At 40.3% G+C, this 21,603-nt stretch carries 24 protein-coding genes; 8 read left to right on the top strand and 16 right to left on the bottom strand.

What is annotated here, in order from left to right:
* Positions 1–9: 9 nt before the first annotated feature.
* Both HHA42_RS08875 and HHA42_RS08880 read left to right on the top strand, forming a co-directional pair.
* Positions 10–990, top strand: a complete 981-nt coding sequence (locus HHA42_RS08875) for a triacylglycerol lipase (protein WP_168526202.1) — start codon at positions 10–12, stop codon at positions 988–990.
* Between the two features lie 209 nt (positions 991–1,199).
* Positions 1,200–2,168, top strand: coding sequence for a triacylglycerol lipase (locus HHA42_RS08880; RefSeq protein ID WP_168460729.1), 969 nt, complete (start codon positions 1,200–1,202; stop codon positions 2,166–2,168).
* A 68-nt stretch (positions 2,169–2,236) separates the two neighbouring features.
* On the opposite strand, the gene rplS is transcribed toward HHA42_RS08880, so the two are convergent.
* The 12 genes from rplS to ispH all read right to left on the bottom strand — a co-directional run bounded on the left by rplS (position 2,237) and on the right by ispH (position 12,927).
* The gene (gene rplS, locus HHA42_RS08885) at positions 2,237–2,608 is read right to left on the bottom strand and encodes a 50S ribosomal protein L19 (protein WP_004974529.1); all 372 of its coding nucleotides are present in this window, start codon (positions 2,606–2,608) and stop codon (positions 2,237–2,239) included.
* Between the two features lie 181 nt (positions 2,609–2,789).
* Complete coding sequence (trmD, locus tag HHA42_RS08890) at positions 2,790–3,530, bottom strand: tRNA (guanosine(37)-N1)-methyltransferase TrmD (protein ID WP_168526204.1); 741 nt, start codon at positions 3,528–3,530, stop codon at positions 2,790–2,792.
* Between the two features lie 42 nt (positions 3,531–3,572).
* Positions 3,573–4,121, bottom strand: coding sequence for a ribosome maturation factor RimM (rimM, locus tag HHA42_RS08895; RefSeq protein ID WP_168526206.1), 549 nt, complete (start codon positions 4,119–4,121; stop codon positions 3,573–3,575).
* Positions 4,122–4,149: 28 nt separating this feature from the next.
* Positions 4,150–4,407, bottom strand: a complete 258-nt coding sequence (gene rpsP / locus HHA42_RS08900) for a 30S ribosomal protein S16 (RefSeq protein WP_004974526.1) — start codon at positions 4,405–4,407, stop codon at positions 4,150–4,152.
* A 138-nt stretch (positions 4,408–4,545) separates the two neighbouring features.
* Positions 4,546–4,983, bottom strand: a complete 438-nt coding sequence (locus HHA42_RS08905) for a type IV pilin protein (RefSeq protein WP_168526208.1) — start codon at positions 4,981–4,983, stop codon at positions 4,546–4,548.
* Positions 4,977–5,480 carry a type IV pilin protein gene (locus HHA42_RS08910; protein WP_168526210.1) on the bottom strand — a complete coding sequence of 168 codons (504 nt, stop codon included), beginning with the start codon at positions 5,478–5,480 and terminating at the stop codon, positions 4,977–4,979. Before HHA42_RS08910 ends, HHA42_RS08905 begins: the two co-directional genes overlap by 7 nt.
* Positions 5,480–9,070 (bottom strand): hypothetical protein, encoded by a 3,591-nt coding sequence (locus HHA42_RS08915; RefSeq protein WP_168526212.1) that lies wholly within the window; start codon positions 9,068–9,070, stop codon positions 5,480–5,482. The genes HHA42_RS08910 and HHA42_RS08915 overlap by 1 nt, the downstream gene beginning before the upstream one ends.
* A gap of 15 nt (positions 9,071–9,085) precedes the next feature.
* Entirely contained in the window at positions 9,086–9,826 is a 741-nt protein-coding gene (locus HHA42_RS08920; protein WP_168526214.1) for a hypothetical protein, read from the bottom strand.
* A gap of 3 nt (positions 9,827–9,829) precedes the next feature.
* Positions 9,830–10,744 (bottom strand): PilW family protein, encoded by a 915-nt coding sequence (locus HHA42_RS08925; RefSeq protein WP_168526216.1) that lies wholly within the window; start codon positions 10,742–10,744, stop codon positions 9,830–9,832.
* A complete protein-coding gene (gene pilV / locus HHA42_RS08930; RefSeq protein WP_168526218.1) occupies positions 10,741–11,265 on the bottom strand; it encodes a type IV pilus modification protein PilV in 525 nt (174 codons plus the stop codon). The genes HHA42_RS08925 and pilV overlap by 4 nt, the downstream gene beginning before the upstream one ends.
* Positions 11,262–11,813 (bottom strand): prepilin-type N-terminal cleavage/methylation domain-containing protein, encoded by a 552-nt coding sequence (locus HHA42_RS08935; protein WP_168526220.1) that lies wholly within the window; start codon positions 11,811–11,813, stop codon positions 11,262–11,264. The genes pilV and HHA42_RS08935 overlap by 4 nt, the downstream gene beginning before the upstream one ends.
* A gap of 163 nt (positions 11,814–11,976) precedes the next feature.
* Positions 11,977–12,927: a 4-hydroxy-3-methylbut-2-enyl diphosphate reductase gene (gene ispH, locus HHA42_RS08940; protein ID WP_016658473.1), complete on the bottom strand. Its 951-nt coding sequence runs from the start codon at positions 12,925–12,927 to the stop codon at positions 11,977–11,979.
* 134 nt (positions 12,928–13,061) lie between these two features.
* On the opposite strand from ispH, the gene gmk reads away from it, so the two are divergent.
* From gmk to bfr, 6 genes are all read left to right on the top strand, one after another.
* Positions 13,062–13,685 carry a guanylate kinase gene (gmk, locus tag HHA42_RS08945; protein WP_168418475.1) on the top strand — a complete coding sequence of 208 codons (624 nt, stop codon included), beginning with the start codon at positions 13,062–13,064 and terminating at the stop codon, positions 13,683–13,685.
* A gap of 76 nt (positions 13,686–13,761) precedes the next feature.
* Complete coding sequence (rpoZ, locus tag HHA42_RS08950; protein ID WP_004896248.1) at positions 13,762–14,043, top strand: DNA-directed RNA polymerase subunit omega; 282 nt, start codon at positions 13,762–13,764, stop codon at positions 14,041–14,043.
* Positions 14,044–14,265: 222 nt separating this feature from the next.
* On the top strand, positions 14,266–16,368 hold the full coding sequence (locus tag HHA42_RS08955) for an HD domain-containing protein (RefSeq protein WP_168526222.1): 2,103 nt from the start codon (positions 14,266–14,268) through the stop codon (positions 16,366–16,368).
* Between the two features lie 123 nt (positions 16,369–16,491).
* On the top strand, positions 16,492–16,875 hold the full coding sequence (locus HHA42_RS08960; RefSeq protein WP_004809961.1) for a RidA family protein: 384 nt from the start codon (positions 16,492–16,494) through the stop codon (positions 16,873–16,875).
* A gap of 171 nt (positions 16,876–17,046) precedes the next feature.
* Positions 17,047–17,241 carry a bacterioferritin-associated ferredoxin gene (locus HHA42_RS08965; RefSeq protein WP_004974511.1) on the top strand — a complete coding sequence of 65 codons (195 nt, stop codon included), beginning with the start codon at positions 17,047–17,049 and terminating at the stop codon, positions 17,239–17,241.
* A gap of 247 nt (positions 17,242–17,488) precedes the next feature.
* Positions 17,489–17,953 (top strand): bacterioferritin, encoded by a 465-nt coding sequence (gene bfr / locus HHA42_RS08970; protein WP_131260631.1) that lies wholly within the window; start codon positions 17,489–17,491, stop codon positions 17,951–17,953.
* 165 nt (positions 17,954–18,118) lie between these two features.
* Here bfr and HHA42_RS08975 read toward each other — a convergent pair whose 3' ends face one another.
* The 4 genes from HHA42_RS08975 to tfpZ form a co-directional block, all read right to left on the bottom strand.
* On the bottom strand, positions 18,119–18,412 hold the full coding sequence (locus HHA42_RS08975; RefSeq protein WP_070153485.1) for a type II toxin-antitoxin system RelE/ParE family toxin: 294 nt from the start codon (positions 18,410–18,412) through the stop codon (positions 18,119–18,121).
* Positions 18,405–18,647, bottom strand: coding sequence for a type II toxin-antitoxin system ParD family antitoxin (locus HHA42_RS08980; protein ID WP_004974509.1), 243 nt, complete (start codon positions 18,645–18,647; stop codon positions 18,405–18,407). Before HHA42_RS08980 ends, HHA42_RS08975 begins: the two co-directional genes overlap by 8 nt.
* Positions 18,648–18,865: 218 nt before the next feature.
* On the bottom strand, positions 18,866–20,497 hold the full coding sequence (locus HHA42_RS08985; protein WP_168526224.1) for an O-antigen ligase family protein: 1,632 nt from the start codon (positions 20,495–20,497) through the stop codon (positions 18,866–18,868).
* Between the two features lie 153 nt (positions 20,498–20,650).
* Positions 20,651–21,385: a TfpX/TfpZ family type IV pilin accessory protein gene (gene tfpZ / locus HHA42_RS08990; protein WP_168526226.1), complete on the bottom strand. Its 735-nt coding sequence runs from the start codon at positions 21,383–21,385 to the stop codon at positions 20,651–20,653.
* Between the last annotated feature and the right edge of the window lie 218 nt (positions 21,386–21,603).

Genomic DNA, 21,603 nt, shown 5'->3' on the forward strand with positions numbered 1-21,603 from the left:
AGGATTGTTATGACCATGATCAATTACACACGTGCCCTTTCACTGGCAGCAATCGGCTGTCTATACGGAATGACAAGCACAGCCCAAGCAGCGCCAAGCGTTTTAGCTGTTCAGGAACGAGTCAAATCAGACTATGCCAAAACCAAATATCCATTGTTAATGGTGCATGGCTGGCTAGGCTGGTCACGCATTGGCAATGAAATCTTCAACATGGATTACTGGTATCAAATTTTGCCTGATCTGGCACGCAATGGCTCTACCGTTTTTGCAGCACAGCTCTCGCCTGCACATCGTACAGAATTTCGCGGTGAACAGTTAATTGCCCAAGTCGAAGAAGTCATGGCCATTACAGGCAAGGCCAAAGTCAATTTAATTGGTCACTCGCATGGCGGTCCAACGGTGCGTTATGTGGCTGCTACCAAACCTGAATATGTTGCCTCAATTACAGGTGTAGCAGGTACATTCCGCGGTTCAAAAGTTGCCGATGATATTCAGAACAATCGTTTATCACGTACCGCTTTTAATATTTTGGGCGATTATATGGTCGCACCACTGATTAGCTGGGCACAAGCTCAACCCGACATGCCTATTGATTTTGATGCTTCAATGGCATCACTCACTGAAACGGCCTCTGCCGATTTTAACAGACGTTTCCCAACCACAGCGCTTGCTGCCAACTGTAATACCAGCGGTGCCAAAGTGGATCGTGGGATTCATTACTATTCTTGGACAGGTGTTTCACAAACCACCAATTTACTGGACATTGATAGTATTTTAATGCAATTAGGGCCGTTGTCTTATGGCCACAAAGATAATGACGGAATGGTCGCGCGTTGTAGTACCCATATTGGCCATGTGATTCGAGACAACTACCGACTGAACCATACTGACCTAGCCAATATGATGTTTGGCTTAACAGGACTATTTTCACCAGACCCTGTAACTTTATTCAGACAACATGCCAACCGTTTGAAACTTCAAGGTTTATAAGGTGTTTATCTACCTCAGGTTTGATTTTGCCCATTAAACGTGTTGTCACGGATATCACTTGAATATCCAAAAAAAGTTGTACCACCACAATGCTTTTTTGAACACCATTTATCATTCAGGGCTTGCTTTATGGTAAGTTTCCTGAATAATAAAAGTTGACAATAGATGTTGTCATGCTAGGAAAGCACAATAAAAATAGAGGATGTTATATGAAATATGGACTATTCATTGCAGGCTTAATTGCAGCAAGCACATTCACCACTGCGCATGCATCAAATGCAGACCAAGTGAAATCCAACTTTGTTTACTCTAATTATGCCAAAACCAAATATCCAATTGTGTTTACTCATGGCATGGCTGGATTTACAACGATTGGTAACGACCAACTTGGTGTCGACTACTGGTATCAAATTTTACCGAATTTAGCACGTAATGGTGCGAACACTTGGGCAACCCGAGTATCTCCGTTTAACTCATCAGAAATTCGTGGTGAGCAACTGGCTCAACAAGTAGATGAAATTCTGGCAATTACGGGCGCAAGCAAAGTGAATTTAATTGGTCACTCACATGGCGGACCAACCATTCGTTATGTAGCAGGTGTAATGCCCTCTAAAGTAGCTTCACTCACTGCGGTAGGTGCACCAAACAAAGGTTCACCAGTGGCTGACTTTATTTTAAAAGTGCAGGGCACACCACTTGAACAGCCATTAATTGATATGGTCAATTTGGTTTCCAAAACCATTACTTGGGCACAAGGTTTAGACCCAAACAGCTATCCACATGACTCATTGGCAGGTGCAAACAGCTTAACTTTAGCTGGCTCAGCAGAATTCAACAAAAAATTCCCAATGGGTATGCCAACCACCAGTTGTGGCGAGGGCGCATATCAAGAAAAAGGTATCCATTTCTATTCATTTACAGGTACCAGTGCAGTCACCAACGTACTTGACCCAGATTCAGCCATGTTAGCCACCAGTTTACTCATTGATAATGGTCGCGATAACGATGGTCTGGTTTCACGCTGTAGTGCTAAATTTGGTCAAACTGTCCGTGACAATTACCATTGGAATCACTTAGATGAAGTCAACCAACTATTAGGTTTAAAAAGCATTTTTGCTCCGGACCCAGTTGATGTCTATCGTCAGCATGCCAACCGTTTAAAACTACAAGGTTTATAAATTCAAATAGCACACATAAAAAAATGCGCCGTTTAGGCGCATTTTTTAGCTGTAACGCAAAGTTAAAATTAACCTTGTTTACGTGCTGGTAATTTTTCACGAATACGTGCAGCTTTACCAGACAATTCACGTAGGTAGTAAAGTTTAGCACGACGAACGTCACCACGACGTTTCACTTCGATTTTAGCAACGATTGGAGAGTGAGTTTGGAAAACACGCTCAACACCAACACCGCTAGAAATTTTACGTACTGTGAACGCAGAGTTCAAACCACGATTTTTCTTCGCAATTACCACACCTTCAAATGCTTGAAGACGCTCACGATCACCTTCTTTTACTTTTACTTGAACGATAACTGTATCGCCTGGTGCAAAAGCTGGGATGTCTTGCTTAAGCTGTGCATTTTCAACAGCTTGTACTAAAGGATGCTTACCACTCATGGGGTATCTCCAGTATGTGTGGGTCAGAAGAGGTCTGATTTCCACTGGGTATAGAGGCTAAAGCGCATAGACCCGATTGACTTTCCCTTTATGCCTGACCGCTTCAATGCATAAAGAGCCTATTTAAGACTACAAACCAACTGCCTGTAGCCATTGTGCTTAGATAAACCAATTATTTGGTCTACCCTTGCGAATCTTTTAGCCATTTTTTCTGCTGCTTACTCAACTCAACTTTTTCAATCAACTCAGGTCGACGTTCAAGTGTACGTTGATAGCGCTGCAAAAACCGCCATTTTTCAATATTGGCATGATGACCCGATTTTAATACTTCAGGCACGTCCAACCCTTCAAAATGGTCTGGCTTGGTATATTGTGGGCAATCTAAAAGACCATCCACAAAAGAGTCCTGCACATGTGATTGTTCATCAGACATCGCACCTGGAAGTCTCCGGATAATACTGTCCAACAACACCATCGCAGGCAGTTCACCACCCGATAACACGTAATCTCCAATTGACCATTCCTGATCTACATAGTTTTGGATTAAACGTTCATCGACCCCCTCATAACGACCACACAGCACAATTAATCCGTCATATTGAACAAATTGTTGTACTGCTGTTTCGTTTAAGGTTTTACCTTGTGGTGACATATACACCACTGGCACATGAACTGCACCCACTTGCTGTGCAAGGTTTTTGGCATGTTGGATTGCTTGTGCCAACGGCTCAGCCATCATCACCATACCAGGACCACCACCAAATGGACGTTCATCCACTCGTTTGTAGTTGCCCTGCGCATAATCGCGAGGATTGATACAATGAATTTGCATCAGATCACGTTGTGCTGCGCGCCCGCTAATACCGAAACGTGTAATCGCCTCAAACATTTCAGGAAAAAGCGTAATGACTGCAAAAAACACCGCAGACTCCTCTATTTTCCTGCTCTGCGAATCCTGAAAGGATTAATAATCTACGCCCCAATTGACGTAGATGCGACCCGCTTCGAGATCAACACGTTGTACCACATCTTTATGCCATGGAATCATACGCTCTTCACCATCGACACTATCGGCAGTTGCGCGAATCACCATCACGTCATTGGCACCTGTTTCAAACAGTTCATGGATTTGACCGAGATTAATTTCCTGTTCGTCATCATCCAGACCTAACACGGTTAAGCCTTTTAAATCTGACCAGTAATACTCGTCCACGCCTGGTTGAGGCAGTTGCGATTTTGAAATCCAGATATTTGCGCCGACCAGTTCATCTGCTCCAGTGCGATCACTCACACCTTTTAAGCTGACCACCAAGCCTTTGCCATGTGGTTTCCAACGTTTTACATCTGCGACTTGCCAACCTGCTTTGGTTTCGATGTACCAAGGCAGGTAGTCAAATATGTTGCTCATGGGTTCTGTATTGGAATAGACCCAGAGCCACCCATTTAATCCATATGCTGAACGTAGCTGTCCAATCTGAATACGATCTTCGGGCACATTCTGTGTTGGTGTCATGGGCTACCTACGACTTAATTTGTAAAAATTATGCAGCAGCTGCAGCTTTCTTCGCTTGAGCAGCTAAAGAAGCAACACGTTCAGACGGTTGAGCACCTTGAGCAACCCAGTGAGCAAAACGGTCAGCATCTAAACGAAGTTTTTCTGCTTTACCCTGAGCTGTTGGGTTGAAGAAACCGATACGTTCGATGAAACGACCGTCACGCGCATTGCGGCTGTCAGTTACAACGATTTGATAGAATGGACGCTTTTTAGCACCACCACGAGTAAGACGAATAACTACCATGATACAACCTTATAGTTTTTACGGATTATCCCTGTACCGACCATCGATACATTTCAAACCCCTTTCATAGAGGGCAGTATTTTACGTGAATTTCGCCCTGAATGAAAGATCAAATTTTAGGTTATCAGCAGTTAGAATTTATTTATCGGACCAAGCGGAACAAGTATCTGTTGTTACTGGTGAATCCTTACCTTTAAACCAGCATTGGCGCCCTGTAGAATCTATCGTCATAGCGCCAGTCTTAGCTTGGGAACCAATAGGTTTAGCAGTCAATACCCAGTTATGGGTGGGATCTATTTCTGTACTTGATAATTCTAAGCTGTATGTTGCAGAACCAGATTTAGAAATACTACTACTGCCATACACCTTTGTTAAATTCGCTCCATAAAATGAACCATTCGCTAATTTATAACTAGCCAATTTGTTCGCAATTTCCATTAGTTCAACTTGTGCCTCGACCCTCTTCGTTCTTTGCACATATTCCTGATAAGAAGGGTAAGCAATAGCAGCTAAAATTGCGATTATTGCAACCACGATCATTAACTCGATTAAAGTAAGTCCTTTGTTTACTACCATTCTTCAACCCCTTGTCCTGTACAAGCAACAAAAGACACGTTGCTATTTTCACGCGCTTTGCACTTTAAGCCATGGCTTGTGATTAGAAAAGTATATAACCTAGGATCATTATTTACAGGTGAAGCTTTCATAGACCAAGCTGCACCTAAATCTGTTGTAAGTAAATTTGTGACCGTAGTTGAACTTATATCTTTAATTTCAATTTTATATTTTGATTTTGTTGCATCTAAAGTAACACCTGGCACATAAATAATACTTAATGGACTAGTTGTACCTTCATATAAAAACTGAGGATTAAAGTTTTTATATGAAAAATTTTTAGCTTTGTGCCTTTCCAATTGATCAGCTAATTTCAACAATTCCTGCTGGGCTAAAGCCATATCTTTTTTACGCAGATACTCTTGGTAGCTAGGCAAAGCTATCGCAGCTAAAATAGCTACGATAACCACAACAACCATAAGTTCTATTAAAGTAAAACCTTTAGTTCCTGTTTGCATTAACCACCACCCTGAGCATACTGCTCATACCAACGATTAGGTATGAATTTTAAACCACTACCATAGTCTTTAATCTGAGTTACAGTCGTAGTGCCTCCTGTTGATCCAGTTCCATTTTTTTTATCTTCATTTAAGATCAAGAGAGAACGCTTATTATTATCTCCATCTCGACCTCCACCCATAATCGGTTCACCGATACCTGCACCTAAGGTAATGAAAATATTATCTTTACAATGACCATAAGGTAAACAAAAGCGCTGTAAACTTGTCTCACCAGCAACACCTGCGCTACAGCTCCCTGTAGTTCCATCCTTAGATGCATCAAAAACAGGCACATAAAGATCTCCTTCTACAGCAACCAATGAAGCAAAACTCTTAAGTATTTGCTTACCTTTAGTTACCGTATTTGTCAGATTTTCCTCCTTGTTAAACAAATAATACCAACCACCATCTCCGTTTACTTTATTAATTACTGGTCGTTTACTGTTATCACTCGATATATCATCAGTAATTCGTGTGTCTAATAGACGTAATTTAGTCACCCCACCATTTGATGTATTTCCTAAGGTGCGAGTACCAAAAGTCGCCGTTGGATATTTAGTCGAATAGTTATCATAGTCATATACAACAAATACTCCATCGTAATCATCCGCTGTTGTCACACTTATATTTTTTCCATACAGTGGGCTACTTCTATTCCCTGATGCAAAACTTACAACAGCCACACCTTGAGAATGAATTGTAAATGTAGGTTCGGTATAAAAACGCTGCTTTGTCGAAGATATATCTAAAATTTTATTCACTTGGGAATTAAATTCGCCACTTGTTGGGTTAAAGTCTACACGGAAAGCTTGACCTTTTAGGTCAGCAAAATATAAATGATCCACCAATCCATCATTATTACGATCTACGGTTTTGATTGAACTTACAACACTATAATCCATACCAACACCGCTACCTTTTAATTTAATATTTCGGCTGCCAGTTGTTGTGTTCGTATAATTACCACTTACAGACCATAGCAAATCACCATTATCTGCATCAAACATATAAACACCAGCACCGATTTTATTTGTTTGATCATAGTTAGGCTTTTCATATCCTTCATAACCATTTCTTTTATCTTTAACCCAAACCCCACCAACAAGTTTAGTTGTGTATAAACCATCTCCGTCTGTACCACCAGCATCATAACCACCACCAACAAGCATCACCAACTTTCTAGTGCCGAACCAATTTACATATGCAAGTGTGGGTTTAGACCAACTTTGTCCCATGTATTGTAGTTCAGAAATGTCATGATACTTAGTTGTTGAACCATGTAAATAATGAATTTTTCGATTATTTGGGTCGATATGAAACTTAACCTGAGGTCTATCAATATTAGTAAGATCTAACGCATAATAGCTTCGCCCCCCCATACGCATACCACCATATACCCATTGTTTCCCTTCTATGTTAATTTTCTGCTCATTACCAAAATCATTAATAATTGTGCGAGAACCACCATTCACAGTTAACGTCCCATCAGTTTTACTTACATAAACTGTATGTGCAGTCCACTCCCCATCAATACCATAATATAATTTTTCTTTCCCACCTGAAGTGTTACCACTATCATATTTAAATGCTTCACTTTGATTTTCTATTATTTCTTTAGGTAAAAATGTAAATTTTTCTTTGCCTGTTTCTGCATCCAATACATGTAACAAGCCTTGTGTTGAGCCGAACAGAACATAATCTTCACGATTTGTAGTATCTACCGCCTTAGTTACTTTATTAACAAATGGCTTTCCAGACTGGGTGATTAAAATAGGATTTGAATGCAAAATAGCGCCTATTTGTGCTACACGGTCAGAAATACTAGTAGCTGCTAAACTCTGTAAGTCTTGCCCACCCGTTGCATTTTCATAGCCTAACAAGTTCATTAATTCTTCACGATATGGTGCTGTTGCATCTAAATTATATGAAGTCGAAATTGCCTGACGTTCAATTTGATTTGTGTCTGGATCAAATGAGCTCAACAGTAGATTTTGTCCAATTTGAGAATCTTTATATATAAAGTCAGTGAAAATTATGCGTTCTTTAGGGTTTAAGTCAGCATTGTAGCCTCGCATTAACTGGCTTAAAGCACCATAACGAAACGCAATTTCAGGCGAGCTATTATCAAATTGTGAGTTATTCCACTCTCCGATAACATTTTTAATTTCATCTTTTTGCATTACAGGCTCGGCACCACTTTTCGTGCCATATAAAGAACCATTGACCGCAAAATATTTTTTTAAATTACCGTACCATGTTTGCTGTTTTTGCCATGTGGCTACCTTGGGTACAAATTGTGGGAAATAACCATAAGGTTGTATAGCAGAGCTATTTAAGGCATCTACAGGTACAGTTGCTGTCCCAGTGCTTACCCCTGGAATCTCAGTCTTAACAGTTTTCAAGAATTGTGTAAAACTTTTTACGATATCACTTGCGTGTTGGCCAGAGTACCACCCCCCCTCACCCTGTTCACCCCAACGTTTAGCCTCCAACACATCATTTGATCCCCCATCGCCATTAAAATCTTTACCAAAACCAACCACAGCCGTTAAAATTTTTAAATTTTTTGGATTTGTTTTTTCATTTTTAAGCAATAAATGCTCATTAAGCTTACCTATACATGCCCAACCATTACGTTCATCATGGTAAGGTCCATCATTTCCCATTGGACTATCAGAGCAATCAAAACTTGTATTATCAAGAGCATTTCTCATCAGGTTACGCGCCGTATTGGTGGACCCACTTGGCTCTGGACGTCCGTCAGTTAAGAAATAGATACCTTGTGCACTACACTGCTTACTTTCTGCAGTCTGAGAGGAAATAGAAACGGGCGGAATATAATTTGAATTTGAGCTACTGTGCGTCCCCCCCCCTGTTTGAGTTCCTAATAAATAAGCTGCTGCTTCAGCATAAGCATAAGGTGTTGGAGTTCCCCCACTTGCATTCAAACCAACAATCATCCTAGCAAGATGTTTTCTATGGCTCTGAGTTACCCTATCAGAGAAAGGCCAATTTCCATAATTAATCGTGTATACCTCATCTAAACGCTTAGCTTCAGCATTAATACCACCCTTACTTCCAGAAAAAGTAGCTAGCCCTATATACAGCTCATCACCTAATGGTTTCAATTCGGAATCTTCAGCATCACCTAACAACGTCTGCAACAAACCCTTTTTTAATGAGTATATTCTGCGCATAACAGGATCTACCCCTGCTTTTTCACATTGATAATATGAGAGTATTTGCTTATCTATTACACCTACCTCTTCAGTCACATTTCTTTTAGTATACCCTCCTGGACAATCTGGTGAAGAATAGCTGGCTTCTGGATCCATTGTCATGCCCTCATAATCAATGAAATCCATACTGCCAGATTTATCTAACATCAATAGAACGGTGGTCGCACCAGCAGAAGCTGAAGGGGCTCTATAAATTTCAATATCACTTGCATTCACACCACTACACATAAGCGTTGTAATAGATGCTGCCAACACGCTGAATTTCGCCTTATGTAAGGCAGTACGATTCAAAATTTTACTTGATTTCATTTTATATCTCCTACCTTAATTGACTTGTCTAAGTTGATATTCCATTTCTTGACTACTATATGGAACATTCAACTCTGCTAAACAATCTGTAACGCTATTCAATGTATTTCCTGCAACTACAACATTAAAACTAGGAAAGTTCATCACACACTTGTCAATTTCTTCTCTTTTTGCACTTGAAAGATTTGGTAAATATGAAATTGCGCTCACCATTATTGTACCAATATCTTTACCACCATAAGTATCAGAGTCAGAACCCTCATATTTGTGCGTCCAATCCTTACGATTCTCTGTAGCAGACCGAACCCCTACTCGAGTCATCACTGCATTTCTATTAGACACATAGTCATTACTTTTATTGCTCTTACAATACCCATCCTGACCTAAATCATTTTTTTTAATTGTTGAACCTTGCCAATAAACGATACTTGCTTTTCCTAAATTATATTTATCTGTTGACTCATTCTTACGCACACAATAAACAAGTTCTTTACCCTTGTTTTCATTCTTATTCGCAAATCCAATCATGCCATTATCAAGCTGTAATTCAGCAATCTTCAATGCATCATCGGTATATGCTTCCAGTTGAAAGAAAATAGCATCAGAGTTCTGTACCAATAAAGACTGTGCTTGAGCATTAGTAGTAATATTCAATGAGGTAATCGCCCCCCTAATTGCCCAAGTCCCCACAATCATTATCAGCAACAATAAAACCAAGACCACAATTAAGGTATTGCCTGTATGTTTTGTTCTCATGGCTTACTCCGCTTGATTTTTCACACCAAAACCATTACGCAAAGCAATTGTTTGAGTAATAACTTGTCTTATATATTTAGAATTACTATTGTGGGAAATGAGTTCTTTGTTCACCAAATCCAATACAGTAAAGCTTGTTTTGTCTGTACCCTTAGAAACTGCTTCAGGTGATCGCAATAAAATCCCCATTTGTATAGAAACAATCTGAGGCTTATCTGCAAGTTTTTTATATTCGGAAGGTGAAACATATGCAAACTGGTCCATCACCCCATCTGGAGAAACTCCCGTGTCTTTAGCAATACCAAATAGCACTCTAAAGTGTTCAACATTAGGTATTAGCATTTCGCCATCACCCGACAAATTAAATACAGTTTCATTATCTCCTGAATACTCATAAGCTTTACACCGTAATGAAAATGACTTAACACCAGATGCATTTTCCTCTTTTACAAAATAGCGCTGCACAACAAATTGATTAGGAAGCACCCGCTTTCCTTCACAATTGTATTGACTACCAATAGTATTTTTATATTGAATGACCAACTGATCACTCTTAAGATCTTTTAAATTACTAGGCCCCACTGCTGAAGTTGTCAAAAAACTTTCTAACTGAGTTCTAACATCATCGGACAAAGTGGATGCAACAGATGTAAGGTTTTCAGCTTTTAGAACGATACCACCATGCTGAGTATCTACAGTCATGGCTGCCTGATTAGAATCGATATTAGAACGACGAATATCTTTAACAATATAATCTAGACCAAATATCCCACTATTTTGTATATTTGCCGCACCTTGCTGAAAGTTTATTCCCTGATTTGCTGTAACAAATACCTGAATTGCTGCAGCACTAATCAACAAACCTAAAGTCAATGCAATCATAAGCTCAAGTAATGTAAAACCACGTACTGTATTCATGTTCCGTATGCCTCCATCACCAAACAAGTCGCTCCAGCTACATAAACCCCATCACTCATACAGGCAGATACATTCGTTGCACTAATTATTGTATTTCCCCAAGCGATATACACACACTCACGATCCCCTCCCTGACATCTATCTATTACAAGTTTCATCCCAGCTTGTCTAGCAGCTCCAAGCACCTGACTCACATCGTAAGACACCATCTCAGCACGATTACACATCGGTGTTGTGCTAATTGTTGTCGCACTGGAATCAGCTACCTTACAAGCCTTAGGCTCTCCAGAAGAAGAACCATTAATTTTTGTTTTATATTCAACCAATTGTGTTCTATTTACTCTTATTCTTTCAGCAAGATCTCTTGCCAAAGACATTGCTACAGTTCTATCACTCGCCTCCTGCATCGCATCTAGCGCCCTAAACTGCAATGCAGAAAAACCTAATACAGCAATGGAAAGTAAGACCAAAGACACCAATACCTCTATCATTCCAACACCTAGCTGATATTTAGTATTCATGTGCAACTCCCCACTTTTTCTTTTGTTTCAATGTTACTAATCAAGCCACTTTTGAATATTTTTATTGACTTAATCTCTCTCACCTTCTCATGACATAATTCAAACACCAAATCTTCCGTATCCTGCCATTCGATAATTAACTTTGGATTAGTTAATGGGTCTTCATCCAAATTTGGATCGTAATTAGGATTCCTTACATATCTTTTAAGTGAAGTTGTTCTTTTATTTGCTAAACCTACAGGTGAAAAAGTAATACCTTCAGGAGTTGCTTTTGCAAGAACATGGATTTGATCATTACCAGGCAACCAGTAAAACTGATGGTCTGTGTTTGTTGTATCTTTAAATTCAAGTGAAACTTCTTTTCGCAAAGCAATCGCCGTTCCACGTACTTTAGCCATCGTTTGAGCTAACTCTCTTGCACTTGTATCTAGTTGTTTTTTATACACTAAAGGCATAAGACTCGGAGCCGCCATCATCACGATAATTGCCATCACCGCAATCGTCACCATCAACTCAATTAAGGTGAACCCGTTTTCTTTTTTTCGCATACTCCCCCCAAGACACAGACTTTGCCCTATTAAAAATAGTAACCAACAACTTTACAAAACCCTCACACTTCAGGATAAAAGGCATAAAAAAGCAGATAACCGTCATTCAACGGTTATCTGCCTATTTTTAATCAGTTTTTTAAAGTGTTATATGCTTCGCAGTTTAAGCCTGTGTTACTGGAATACGTAACTCTTTGGGCAAACTAAAGGTAATATTTTCTTCACGTCCAGCCAACTCTTCAGGTGCTGTTGCGCCCCAATCCTGCAAGCGTTGAATCACCTGTTTAATTAAAATTTCAGGTGCAGATGCGCCCGCAGTCACACCAATTTTTGTATTTGCTTTAAACCATGCTTGGTTTAATTCATCGGCATTATCCACCAAGTAGGCTTGTTTCCCCATACGTTCAGCCAACTCACGTAAACGGTTAGAGTTAGATGAATTTGGCGAACCCACCACCAACACCACATCACATTGATTGGCTAAGTCGCGCACTGCGTCCTGACGGTTTTGAGTAGCATAACAAATATCGTCTTTACGTGGCCCTTGAATATTCGGATATTTTTGGCGCAAGGCATCAATCACTTTGGCTGTATCATCAATCGACAAAGTAGTTTGCGTTACAAAAGCCACTTTATCTGGATGCTGAACCGCAAGTGCAGCCACATCATCCTCATCTTCTACCAAATAAATTTCACCACCATTTTTCTTGTCGTACTGTCCCATCGTACCTTCAACTTCTGGGTGGCCTTCATGCCCAATTAAAATAGCTTCGGTGCCTTCACGCGCATATTTGGTGACTTCAATATGTACTTTGGTGACCAACGGACAAGTCGCATCAAACACTTTTAAACCACGACGCTCTGCTTCTTGTTGTACTGCTTTAGATACACCGTGCGCACTAAAAATCACAATGTTGTCATCTGGTACTTCATCTAGCTCATCGACAAAAATTGCCCCGCGCTGACGCAAGTCGTCTACAACAAATTTATTGTGTACCACTTCGTGACGTACATATATAGGTGGGTTAAAACACTCAAGGGCACGATTTACAATCGCAATTGCTCGGTCTACACCTGCACAAAAACCACGTGGATTCGCCAATACAATTTCCATAGAACCCTCTATGTTGAAGTTAAATAGGTGGGATGTTTTAAAATTTATGCCAACAAAAGCCATCTTGGCTATTTTGTTTAAGGGGCGTCTACTCTAAAATAGAGAAGATATTTTATCATATCAGGAAAAATATCATGTCGGGTCTATTGTTTGTCGTTTCTGCCGCTTCAGGAACAGGCAAAACATCCCTCGTTAAAGCCCTGCTTGAGCGTGTGAATAATTTACACGTTTCAGTTTCTCACACAACACGTGGTCAACGTCCCGGCGAACTCGATGGTGTGCATTATCACTTCACGCAAAAACAAGATTTTATTGACTTGGTAGAACAAGGCGGTTTTATTGAATATGCAGAAGTATTTGGCAACTATTATGGTACCGCGCAAGCAACGGTTAAAGATCAGTTAGCCAAAGGTCACGATGTGTTACTGGAAATTGACTGGCAAGGTGCGCAGCAGGTGCGCAATCTTTTTCCTGAATCGAAGCAAATTTTTATTCTCCCACCAAGCCAATTCGATTTACGTGAGCGTTTGTCTAACCGTGGCACAGATGCTGTTGAAGTGATTGAGCATCGTTTAGGCTGTGCAGTGGAAGATATGCAGCAATATGTCAATTTTGACTATGTGATTATTAATGATGACTTTAATAAGGCACTGCATGATTTAGAAGCGGTCATTATTGCCAACCGATTGGTTTTGGCACAACAGGCCAACCGTCATCAAGAGTTGATTCAGAAATTAATTAGCCCACCAACGGCGTGATTAAAACTTGAGTCTATAGACAAAGCACCTTATACTGCACAGTCTGTTTAAATTTATTATTCGAACGAGAATTCTTATGGCACGCGTTACCGTTGAAGATTGTTTAGACCATGTAGACAACCGCTTTGAGCTTGTACTAGTGGCAAGCAAGCGCGCGCGTCAATTGGCACGTCAAGGCATTGAACCAACTGTAGAATGGGACAATGACAAGCCAACTGTAGTGGCATTACGTGAAATTGCTGTGGGTCATGTGTCTAAAGACATTTTGAAACAACGTGATCAAGACTATCAAACCTCAAGTCTTGACCTCGCACTTTCAGCAAATAACTTGAATTTAGATGGTTTTTCTTTCCAATAAGAACAACTTTCTGAAAAAGCCTAGTTTTTTACTAGGCTTTTTTGTTGCCTGAACTTTAATCTTGGGCCAAAAACCGTTATAACATAAGGATTAAGATCTTATTTTAAATGGTCTAAAGACCCTATATTTTGGCATGAAAAAATTTGACAAGTCATGCAATATGCTTTTCATTATAAGGTCTAACTGTAGATTCATTATCACTTGTATTTTAAAGGGTGTTATATGCCAGGCACGATGGTCAGCCAAGCCAAACAACAGCTTCAAGCCATGATCGAACCTTACCTTAGCGTAAGTGAAGTCGAACAGGTGCTTACGGCTTGCGATTATGCTGAACATGCGCATGATGGCGTTACCCGTAAAAGTGGTGAACCGTATGTGTTACACCCTATTGCGGTGAGTTGTATCTTGGCACACATGCGTTTGGATGCCGACACGCTCATTGCTGCGCTATTGCACGATGTCATTGAAGATACCGACTTCAGCAAAGATGACATCACAGAGAAATTTGGGCGCACAGTTGCTGAACTGGTCGATGGTGTGACCAAGCTGAGCCATTCGAGCGACAAGGAATACAACAAAGCCGCATCGTTCCGTAAAATTCTGCAAGCGACCTTACAGGACCCACGTGTCATTATTGTGAAACTGGCAGACCGTTATCACAACATGACCACATTGGATGCGCTGCGACCAGACAAACGCGCACGTATCGCCCAAGAAACTTTTGATGTGTTTGTACCTATGGCACGTATCGTGGGTATGAATGAAATGGCGGATAACCTTGAACATCTGTGTTATCAAAACCTAGATTTAGATATGTATAACGATGTGCAAGCTGCCCTTTTGCACACCAAGCCAAAACGCTGTGAATACCAGTCTAAATGGGAACAAAACCTTGCCGACCTGCTACAAGACAATCAAATTGCAGGTCGTATTAAAAAGAAAAATAACAATATTGAATTACTGCGCTACTTTGTAAAGAACGATATTGATCTACAAGAACTAACCCATAGCCACGCCTTTGAAATTATTTTACAAAGTATTGCTGACTGTGACCGTTTAGCCGATATTTTACGTGACAGCTTTCAGGTCTTGCATTATGAAGACCATATCCGTCGTCCATTGCCAGGTGGTAACCAGTCACTCATGATGCGTCTAAAAGGCGAGCAAACCACCTTATCACTTACCATTCAAACTGAATTGATGCGTAAAGCCGCACGTTTTGGTGTAGTCTTGGGTGAAAACGCACCGCAAGCCTGCCGTTCTGCCATTCAAGCCTCTATGCAAAGCTTGAACGTGTTGATTGATGGTGAATGCGCTAAAACTACATTTAGCGATTTACTGGATTATCTGCACCAAGAGAAAATTCATGTTTATACACCGCACGGACATTTACATGAATTGCCGCAAGGCGCCACCGCAGTTGATTTTGCCTATGCAGCCAGTTTGTTCTTAGGTAACCATGCCGTCGGTACAAAAATTAATGGTGAAAGCAAACCACTTTCCACACCACTCACCAGCGGGCAAGTGGTCGAAATCATTACTGATGTTTTAGCCACACCAAACCCAGACTGGCTGAGTTTTATTAATACCCAAAAAGCCCGTCGTGCCTTACAAAATATTCTGCGTGATCAGGATATTGAAGAACAGCGTTTGGTGGGTCAGCAAGCGCTTAACCGTGCGCTGAAATTATTTAATCACTCGATTCAAGACTTGACCGAAGCAGATTGGTTAAATGTGTTGCAATGGCGCCACATTGACTCTAAAGACCGTTTATTTGAGCAAATTGCAGTCGGAGATTTATTGCCACAGTTGGTAGCAAATCACATTTACGCTCTCGATCACGACAGCAGCGAACATTCTGACCGCCTGATTCAGGGCACAGAAGGCATTGACGTGAAATATGCGCACTGTTGCAACCCTGTACTGGGCGATCCGATTCAGGGTAACTTGTCACGCCGTGGCTTGATTGTGCATCGTGCGCGTTGCAACAACTTACTGCATGAGCAACATCAACATCCTGAAAATATCATGCCGCTACAATGGACTTCAGAAGATGTAGATGACGTGAGTTTTACGGCTTATCTCAGCATTGATATGGATATGAATGACGAACAAATTTCCGATTTGATCTATCAATGTCGTAAGGCCAAAACGGGAGTAGAAATGGTACGCAGCCATGATGGCAAAACCTATGTGAATATTGTGGTGAATAACCGTAAGCAAATTGCCAAAATTATTCGTGATTTGCGTATGCACTTCGGTTTCCCACGAATTAGCCGTTTAGCGCGCGCCATCAGCATCGCAGAAGAAGCCAAAGCTTGTTAATTTAATGTGGCTACATAGTTTGACTGTGCCGTACATTCACCAATTTTGCATTATAGACTCAACAGGCTACTGAAATGCAGTCGGATGGTCTATGATGTCCGTACATTATTTTAGGAGAAATCAATGTCTCGCCAAGTCATCCATACTGAAAATGCACCTGCAGCAATTGGTACTTACTCTCAAGCCATTTTAGTGGGCAATACTGTTTATTTATCAGGTCAAATTGGTTTAGACCCATACAGCATGGAATTGGTAGAAGGCATTGAAGCGCAAATTCGCCGCGTGTTTGATAATTTAAAAGCCGTTTGTGAGGCTGCGGGCGGTTCTTTGGCCGATATTGCCAAGCTCAATATTTTCCTGACTGATTTATCACACTTTCAATTAGTCAATCAAATTATGGGCGAATACTTTGCACAACCATACCCTGCGCGTGCAGCCTTAGGTGTGGCTAGCTTGCCTAAAGGTGCTTTAGTTGAAATGGATGGCGTGGTGATTATCAATTCATAAGTCATTATCATTCAAATACTTAAAATCCAATAAACGATGCCACCTATTAAGTGGCATTTTTTAATTCAAAAACCCAATTACAATAAATGGCTTTTCAAATGATTTTTATTGACAAACGATAATAATTATCAATAATAACTCTTATCTTATTTCATTATTGTGGTTGCATTCATGTACGTTTGCTTATGCCGTGGTATTACAGATCAAGACATTAAAGAAGCCGTTGCCAATGGTGCAGACAGCTATCGTGAAATTCGCGATATGTTTGACTTGGGCACCTGTTGTGGTCGCTGTGCACCTGAAACTCGCGCCATCATTAGCGATGAAATTGCACAAATTGCGTCTCGTCTTGCAGTTGCTGCCTAAAACTGACGTTTTATTGCTCTCTCGCATTTCAGTATTATAATTTTTACTCGGTGTTTCCTCTCCCGCTTTCGACTACAGCGGGTTTTTCTTGTCTTACATTTCTTCACACTGCCTAGCTAATTGTTTTTGATTGCGATTTTCATTTGCCGTTCTATAAATCACTCGCCATTTTGCCCAGTCTTGTTTAAGATAGAAATATAGATTGCCTTAAGCGGTTTAAGGCAGAAATTGTTGATGGAGTGCTGCAATGAAAGGCAATCGTGATGTGATTAATCAACTCAACCAAGTTTTGTATCATCACCTGACTGCAATTAACCAATATTTTTTACATTCACGTATGTTTAATGATTGGGGCATTGAACAACTCGGCTCGGCTGAATATAAAGAGTCGATTCGTCAAATGAAACATGCTGACAAAATTATTGAACGTATTTTATTTTTAGAAGGGCTGCCAAACTTACAACACTTGGGCAAATTGTATATCGGTCAGCATACAGTTGAAGTTTTGAACTGCGATGTGCGTAAAGTCCAAGAAAATATTGAAGCGATTCAAAAAGCGGTGGTTTTAGCAGAGCAACAATTGGACTATGTAACCCGTGATTTGGTTCAGGAAATTCTGGAGAAAGAAGAAGAGTACTTAGACTGGGCAACGACACAGCTTGATTTGGTTGAAACGGTAGGCATTGAAAACTATATTCAAAGCCAACTCTAAAATTCATCTGGTTTAGATAACTCAAAAGACTGGTTTTCCAGTCTTTTGTTTTTTGGGGCACTTTACCTAAAATTCAGTATCTTGCCTATCTCTAATGAAGAAGCTCTCAATATCAATATATTTTACTTATGCGCATTTTAAATTCTTGGATTTATAAAAAAGTATTTATAACGCAAAAAAATGTTTCATGGGTTGCATCTGTTGATGCAATATCCGAATAATAAAAATTCCATAATCCTGTTTTTTATAAAAAATAGCATGTTGATGATGATCGTGACGGCGTATTCCCTCGCCAATATCTACACATGCATAACCAATCAGCGGTGAACTCACTAACAAATGAAAGGTATTTTCCAAATGTTGCGTGTATTGGTCAGCTTGAGCTACACCAAAATTAAGTAAGGTGTATTCATAAATAGCAGTGAAGTCGTCGACAGCTAAATTTGATAGCTTATACACGATGCTTCTGCTTCACTTGAGCCGCAATATCTTTTAGGCTAAGTGTACTTTCTCCACTGTTCTCACCTGCTTCAATCGCTTGCTTTAAAGCTGCAGTTTGATTTTCTTGCTGCTCCAATAATCTTAGTGCAGATCGCATCACTTCACTGGTTGAACCATAACGTCCAGATTCAATCAGTTTGCTCACAAAGTTATCGAGTTGTGGGCCAATTGTTACACTTGTAGTTCTCGCCATCAGCATGCCTTATTGTTTGAATAGATCATACAATTCTAACACAACTCCCTTTATCTGAACAAAAGTTCAGCATCTCTTTAAATTTTCGCACATGAAATCAATTTTATAATGAATACCCCCTCTCTTTTTAAAGAGAAGTTGGGAGAGATTTTCAACATTGAAAATTTTCACCATATTTGGCTCACTATTTTCAAATCCCCCTCCTTGCGCTACACAAATCAGCGCAGCTTTGCCTCATCCAATAAAGTCGCATAATCCACATTAACCTGCCACAAAGTGCTTAACAACCATAATTGCTTTTTGGCTTCAGCTTCATAACCGTTAAATGCTAATACGCGTGCATATTTCAATAAATCGTAGCGGGTTGGGTAATTCAACACAATTTCATGAATATCCTGTAATTGTTCAGGTGTTTGCTGGCTATACGGATTTAAACGAATCCACGCAATGCGGCGGTTAAATTCTTCCAGTACAAAAATACGGTCTTGATGGGTGATTCTTTCAGGCGTTTGTTCATAACGTACCGACTGATTCAGTTTTGGCACCATTACTTCATAATCACGATAAATCAGCATCAACAACAATGCACCAATCACAAAAGTCGTGCGTAAATAAATTGCAGATAAAGTTAAGCCTTTTAACACCCATTGCGACTGAACCATGCCGATGATAAAGCCTGCGGGCAGCAGAAAATAGGCATAATTTTGTGGAAATTCCAGCATGGCATGTACGCTAAATGCACCGAGCATTAAAATCCCCACAACCGATTCCACCGACTGGGTATGTTTATGCAGTTGGTAGCCCCAATAACCCAAATACGCCAAAAATGGCACGCCCAGTAACACACCATTCCAGAGTAAAAAGTCCAAAATAAAATTGTGTGCGCTACGAATCCACACTGGACCTTGCACAAATTCGCTAATCGTGACATATGCCACACTGGTTTGATGCCAACCATAGCCCCACCACGGTTGATGTTCAATCGCAGCGAGCATTTGCTGCCAAATGGCCAAGCGTGACATATCACCTGTGGCGCGTTGCACCACATCAGGAGATTGCACCGAGAGGTCTGCACTTTGTGAGAGTAGTTGACTGAAAGCAGGTGCGATAAAAATCAGCCCGATAAATGCGGCAAACCACAGTAAGCTATAGCGCCATTTAATCCGCATCACGCCACGGTATTGCTGATAGCCCAAATAGGTCAAGAGACACAGCGATGCCAACCATGACGTCCGCGATTGACTGAGTACCACACCCACCAAAATCATGGCAGCAGCAATCACAATCCACACGGTTTTAAATTTTTGTTTTTCGTATAAATATAGGCATGCCATGAGTGACATCATTAAAAAGGTCGCCATGTTATTGGGTTGGGCGAAGTTGGCGTAAGGGCGTTGTCCAATTTTAATATCCACCATCATTGGCAGGTATTGGTCGAGTGTGAGCCACTGGCAAATTGCCATGAATGCGGTCATACTTCCCACGCTAAGCAGCACATAACTAAAGCCTGCGAAGATGCGTTCACGTTCGCTGTTGTTTTGCGTGAGGTTATAGCCCAAAATGATTGCCAGCCAAAAACTAAAGATATACACGCTGCTGAGCAAGGCTTTGTCAAAGAAGTAGACTAAGCCAAAACTCCACTGAATGAGCGGAACACTGCACAATGCTAGTAATGGCAGGCTGATTTTGGGTATCTGTAATTTTTCTTTGAATAGGCAGGCTGCAAGGGCAAACAGAGCAAAAAATGCGTAGAGTTCGCCTGTATAGGTGACCCACGGGCGGTAGTGAATGGGCAATAGCCATGCAAGGGAGATGAGGATGGCAGTCAAAAGTAGCAATGCAGATTTCATAAGAAAACTAGACTAAAAAACTGGCTCTATCTTATATTTTTTTAAGCAAGATGACAGTGCTTTGTGTAGCAAGTTTGATTGGAATTCTGCCAGTTTCGAAATGGAATAATTGTGTGGGGGAATACTTAAACTCTCCATTTTTAACTTAAGAAATTATTTCCACGGTCTGAGGTCTACTATTTTGATGATGGTTGCAGATTCTTTATTGACTAAAACGACCATATCTACTGCATTGGCTTTTAAGGGTAGCCAAGCATCTGCATTTGGATATTTTGCTAAAGTTTTTTCAACGTCTGCTTTTGAGTTGTACTGTTGCAGTTCTGCAAGCGGTAATGCACGTTGTTGGATTTGGTTTTTTGCTTGAGTGAGTTCTACATAACGAGCAGGCTGTTGAGCAAGAGAAATACCACCTAATGCCTCGGTAAACATATCATTCTGACGCTGCTGTGGACTTACTGCTAATTTTACTGCAGCAAATTGTGGCCCTGTCCAAGATACCTGCTGAAACTGAGGTTGTGCTTGGTGAATATTTTCTAAAATAAGATCATTTTTTCGCACTAATTCAAAACGATCTACATTATAAACCAACCATGCAGGGCGACCTTGTTCAATACTAAATACCCCATAACATAAAGCCGCGATTTGAATAAGAATAATGACACTTAGATCAAATTTTAATGTTTTTTTGCCATCTTTATAGACCAATAAACCTAAAAGTGGTCCTAAAATCACGTCAATGACCAATAGCATTAAAAAGATATGTGTCACACCAACGGCTACAGCAAGTGGTGATGGATACCATATAAAAAACACAATACTGATCACGAACAAAGCAATCATTGCTGAGATTGATAAATGGCTAAGAAAAAACTTTAAACGTTTAGACATAGCAGTTAGCTCAAGTTTTAATATAAGTAGTAATTTTCAAACATCACTACTACCAATAAGAAATTTTCTCTGATGCAAGGTTTTGAATTTTATTTTCTGCAATTTACATGATCATCTTTTCTAGTAGTATTAAAACTATTATTTAACCTGAGTTCGATGAAATCCACTTAACCTTTTAGCATATTTTGGAAAGTTGGCTTATTGGGGTTCAAACAATA

The sequence above is a fragment of the Acinetobacter sp. A3 genome (assembly GCF_012371415.1).
Taxonomy (GTDB): Bacteria; Pseudomonadota; Gammaproteobacteria; order Pseudomonadales; family Moraxellaceae; genus Acinetobacter.

What these genes read in the sequence shown, in the direction of transcription:
- HHA42_RS08875 (WP_168526202.1), top strand. Translation starts at nt 10, where the DNA reads ATGACCATGATCAATTACACACGTGCCCTTTCACTGGCAGCAATCGGC.
- HHA42_RS08880 (WP_168460729.1), top strand. Translation starts at nt 1,200, where the DNA reads ATGAAATATGGACTATTCATTGCAGGCTTAATTGCAGCAAGCACATTC.
- rplS (WP_004974529.1), bottom strand. Translation starts at nt 2,608, where the DNA reads ATGAGTGGTAAGCATCCTTTAGTACAAGCTGTTGAAAATGCACAGCTT.
- rimM (WP_168526206.1), bottom strand. Translation starts at nt 4,121, where the DNA reads ATGACACCAACACAGAATGTGCCCGAAGATCGTATTCAGATTGGACAG.
- rpsP (WP_004974526.1), bottom strand. Translation starts at nt 4,407, where the DNA reads ATGGTAGTTATTCGTCTTACTCGTGGTGGTGCTAAAAAGCGTCCATTC.
- HHA42_RS08905 (WP_168526208.1), bottom strand. Translation starts at nt 4,983, where the DNA reads ATGGTAGTAAACAAAGGACTTACTTTAATCGAGTTAATGATCGTGGTT.
- HHA42_RS08910 (WP_168526210.1), bottom strand. Translation starts at nt 5,480, where the DNA reads ATGCAAACAGGAACTAAAGGTTTTACTTTAATAGAACTTATGGTTGTT.
- HHA42_RS08915 (WP_168526212.1), bottom strand. Translation starts at nt 9,070, where the DNA reads ATGAAATCAAGTAAAATTTTGAATCGTACTGCCTTACATAAGGCGAAA.
- HHA42_RS08920 (WP_168526214.1), bottom strand. Translation starts at nt 9,826, where the DNA reads ATGAGAACAAAACATACAGGCAATACCTTAATTGTGGTCTTGGTTTTA.
- HHA42_RS08925 (WP_168526216.1), bottom strand. Translation starts at nt 10,744, where the DNA reads ATGAATACAGTACGTGGTTTTACATTACTTGAGCTTATGATTGCATTG.
- pilV (WP_168526218.1), bottom strand. Translation starts at nt 11,265, where the DNA reads ATGAATACTAAATATCAGCTAGGTGTTGGAATGATAGAGGTATTGGTG.
- HHA42_RS08935 (WP_168526220.1), bottom strand. Translation starts at nt 11,813, where the DNA reads ATGCGAAAAAAAGAAAACGGGTTCACCTTAATTGAGTTGATGGTGACG.
- ispH (WP_016658473.1), bottom strand. Translation starts at nt 12,927, where the DNA reads ATGGAAATTGTATTGGCGAATCCACGTGGTTTTTGTGCAGGTGTAGAC.
- gmk (WP_168418475.1), top strand. Translation starts at nt 13,062, where the DNA reads ATGTCGGGTCTATTGTTTGTCGTTTCTGCCGCTTCAGGAACAGGCAAA.
- rpoZ (WP_004896248.1), top strand. Translation starts at nt 13,762, where the DNA reads ATGGCACGCGTTACCGTTGAAGATTGTTTAGACCATGTAGACAACCGC.
- HHA42_RS08955 (WP_168526222.1), top strand. Translation starts at nt 14,266, where the DNA reads ATGCCAGGCACGATGGTCAGCCAAGCCAAACAACAGCTTCAAGCCATG.
- HHA42_RS08960 (WP_004809961.1), top strand. Translation starts at nt 16,492, where the DNA reads ATGTCTCGCCAAGTCATCCATACTGAAAATGCACCTGCAGCAATTGGT.
- HHA42_RS08965 (WP_004974511.1), top strand. Translation starts at nt 17,047, where the DNA reads ATGTACGTTTGCTTATGCCGTGGTATTACAGATCAAGACATTAAAGAA.
- bfr (WP_131260631.1), top strand. Translation starts at nt 17,489, where the DNA reads ATGAAAGGCAATCGTGATGTGATTAATCAACTCAACCAAGTTTTGTAT.
- HHA42_RS08980 (WP_004974509.1), bottom strand. Translation starts at nt 18,647, where the DNA reads ATGGCGAGAACTACAAGTGTAACAATTGGCCCACAACTCGATAACTTT.
- HHA42_RS08985 (WP_168526224.1), bottom strand. Translation starts at nt 20,497, where the DNA reads ATGAAATCTGCATTGCTACTTTTGACTGCCATCCTCATCTCCCTTGCA.
- tfpZ (WP_168526226.1), bottom strand. Translation starts at nt 21,385, where the DNA reads ATGTCTAAACGTTTAAAGTTTTTTCTTAGCCATTTATCAATCTCAGCA.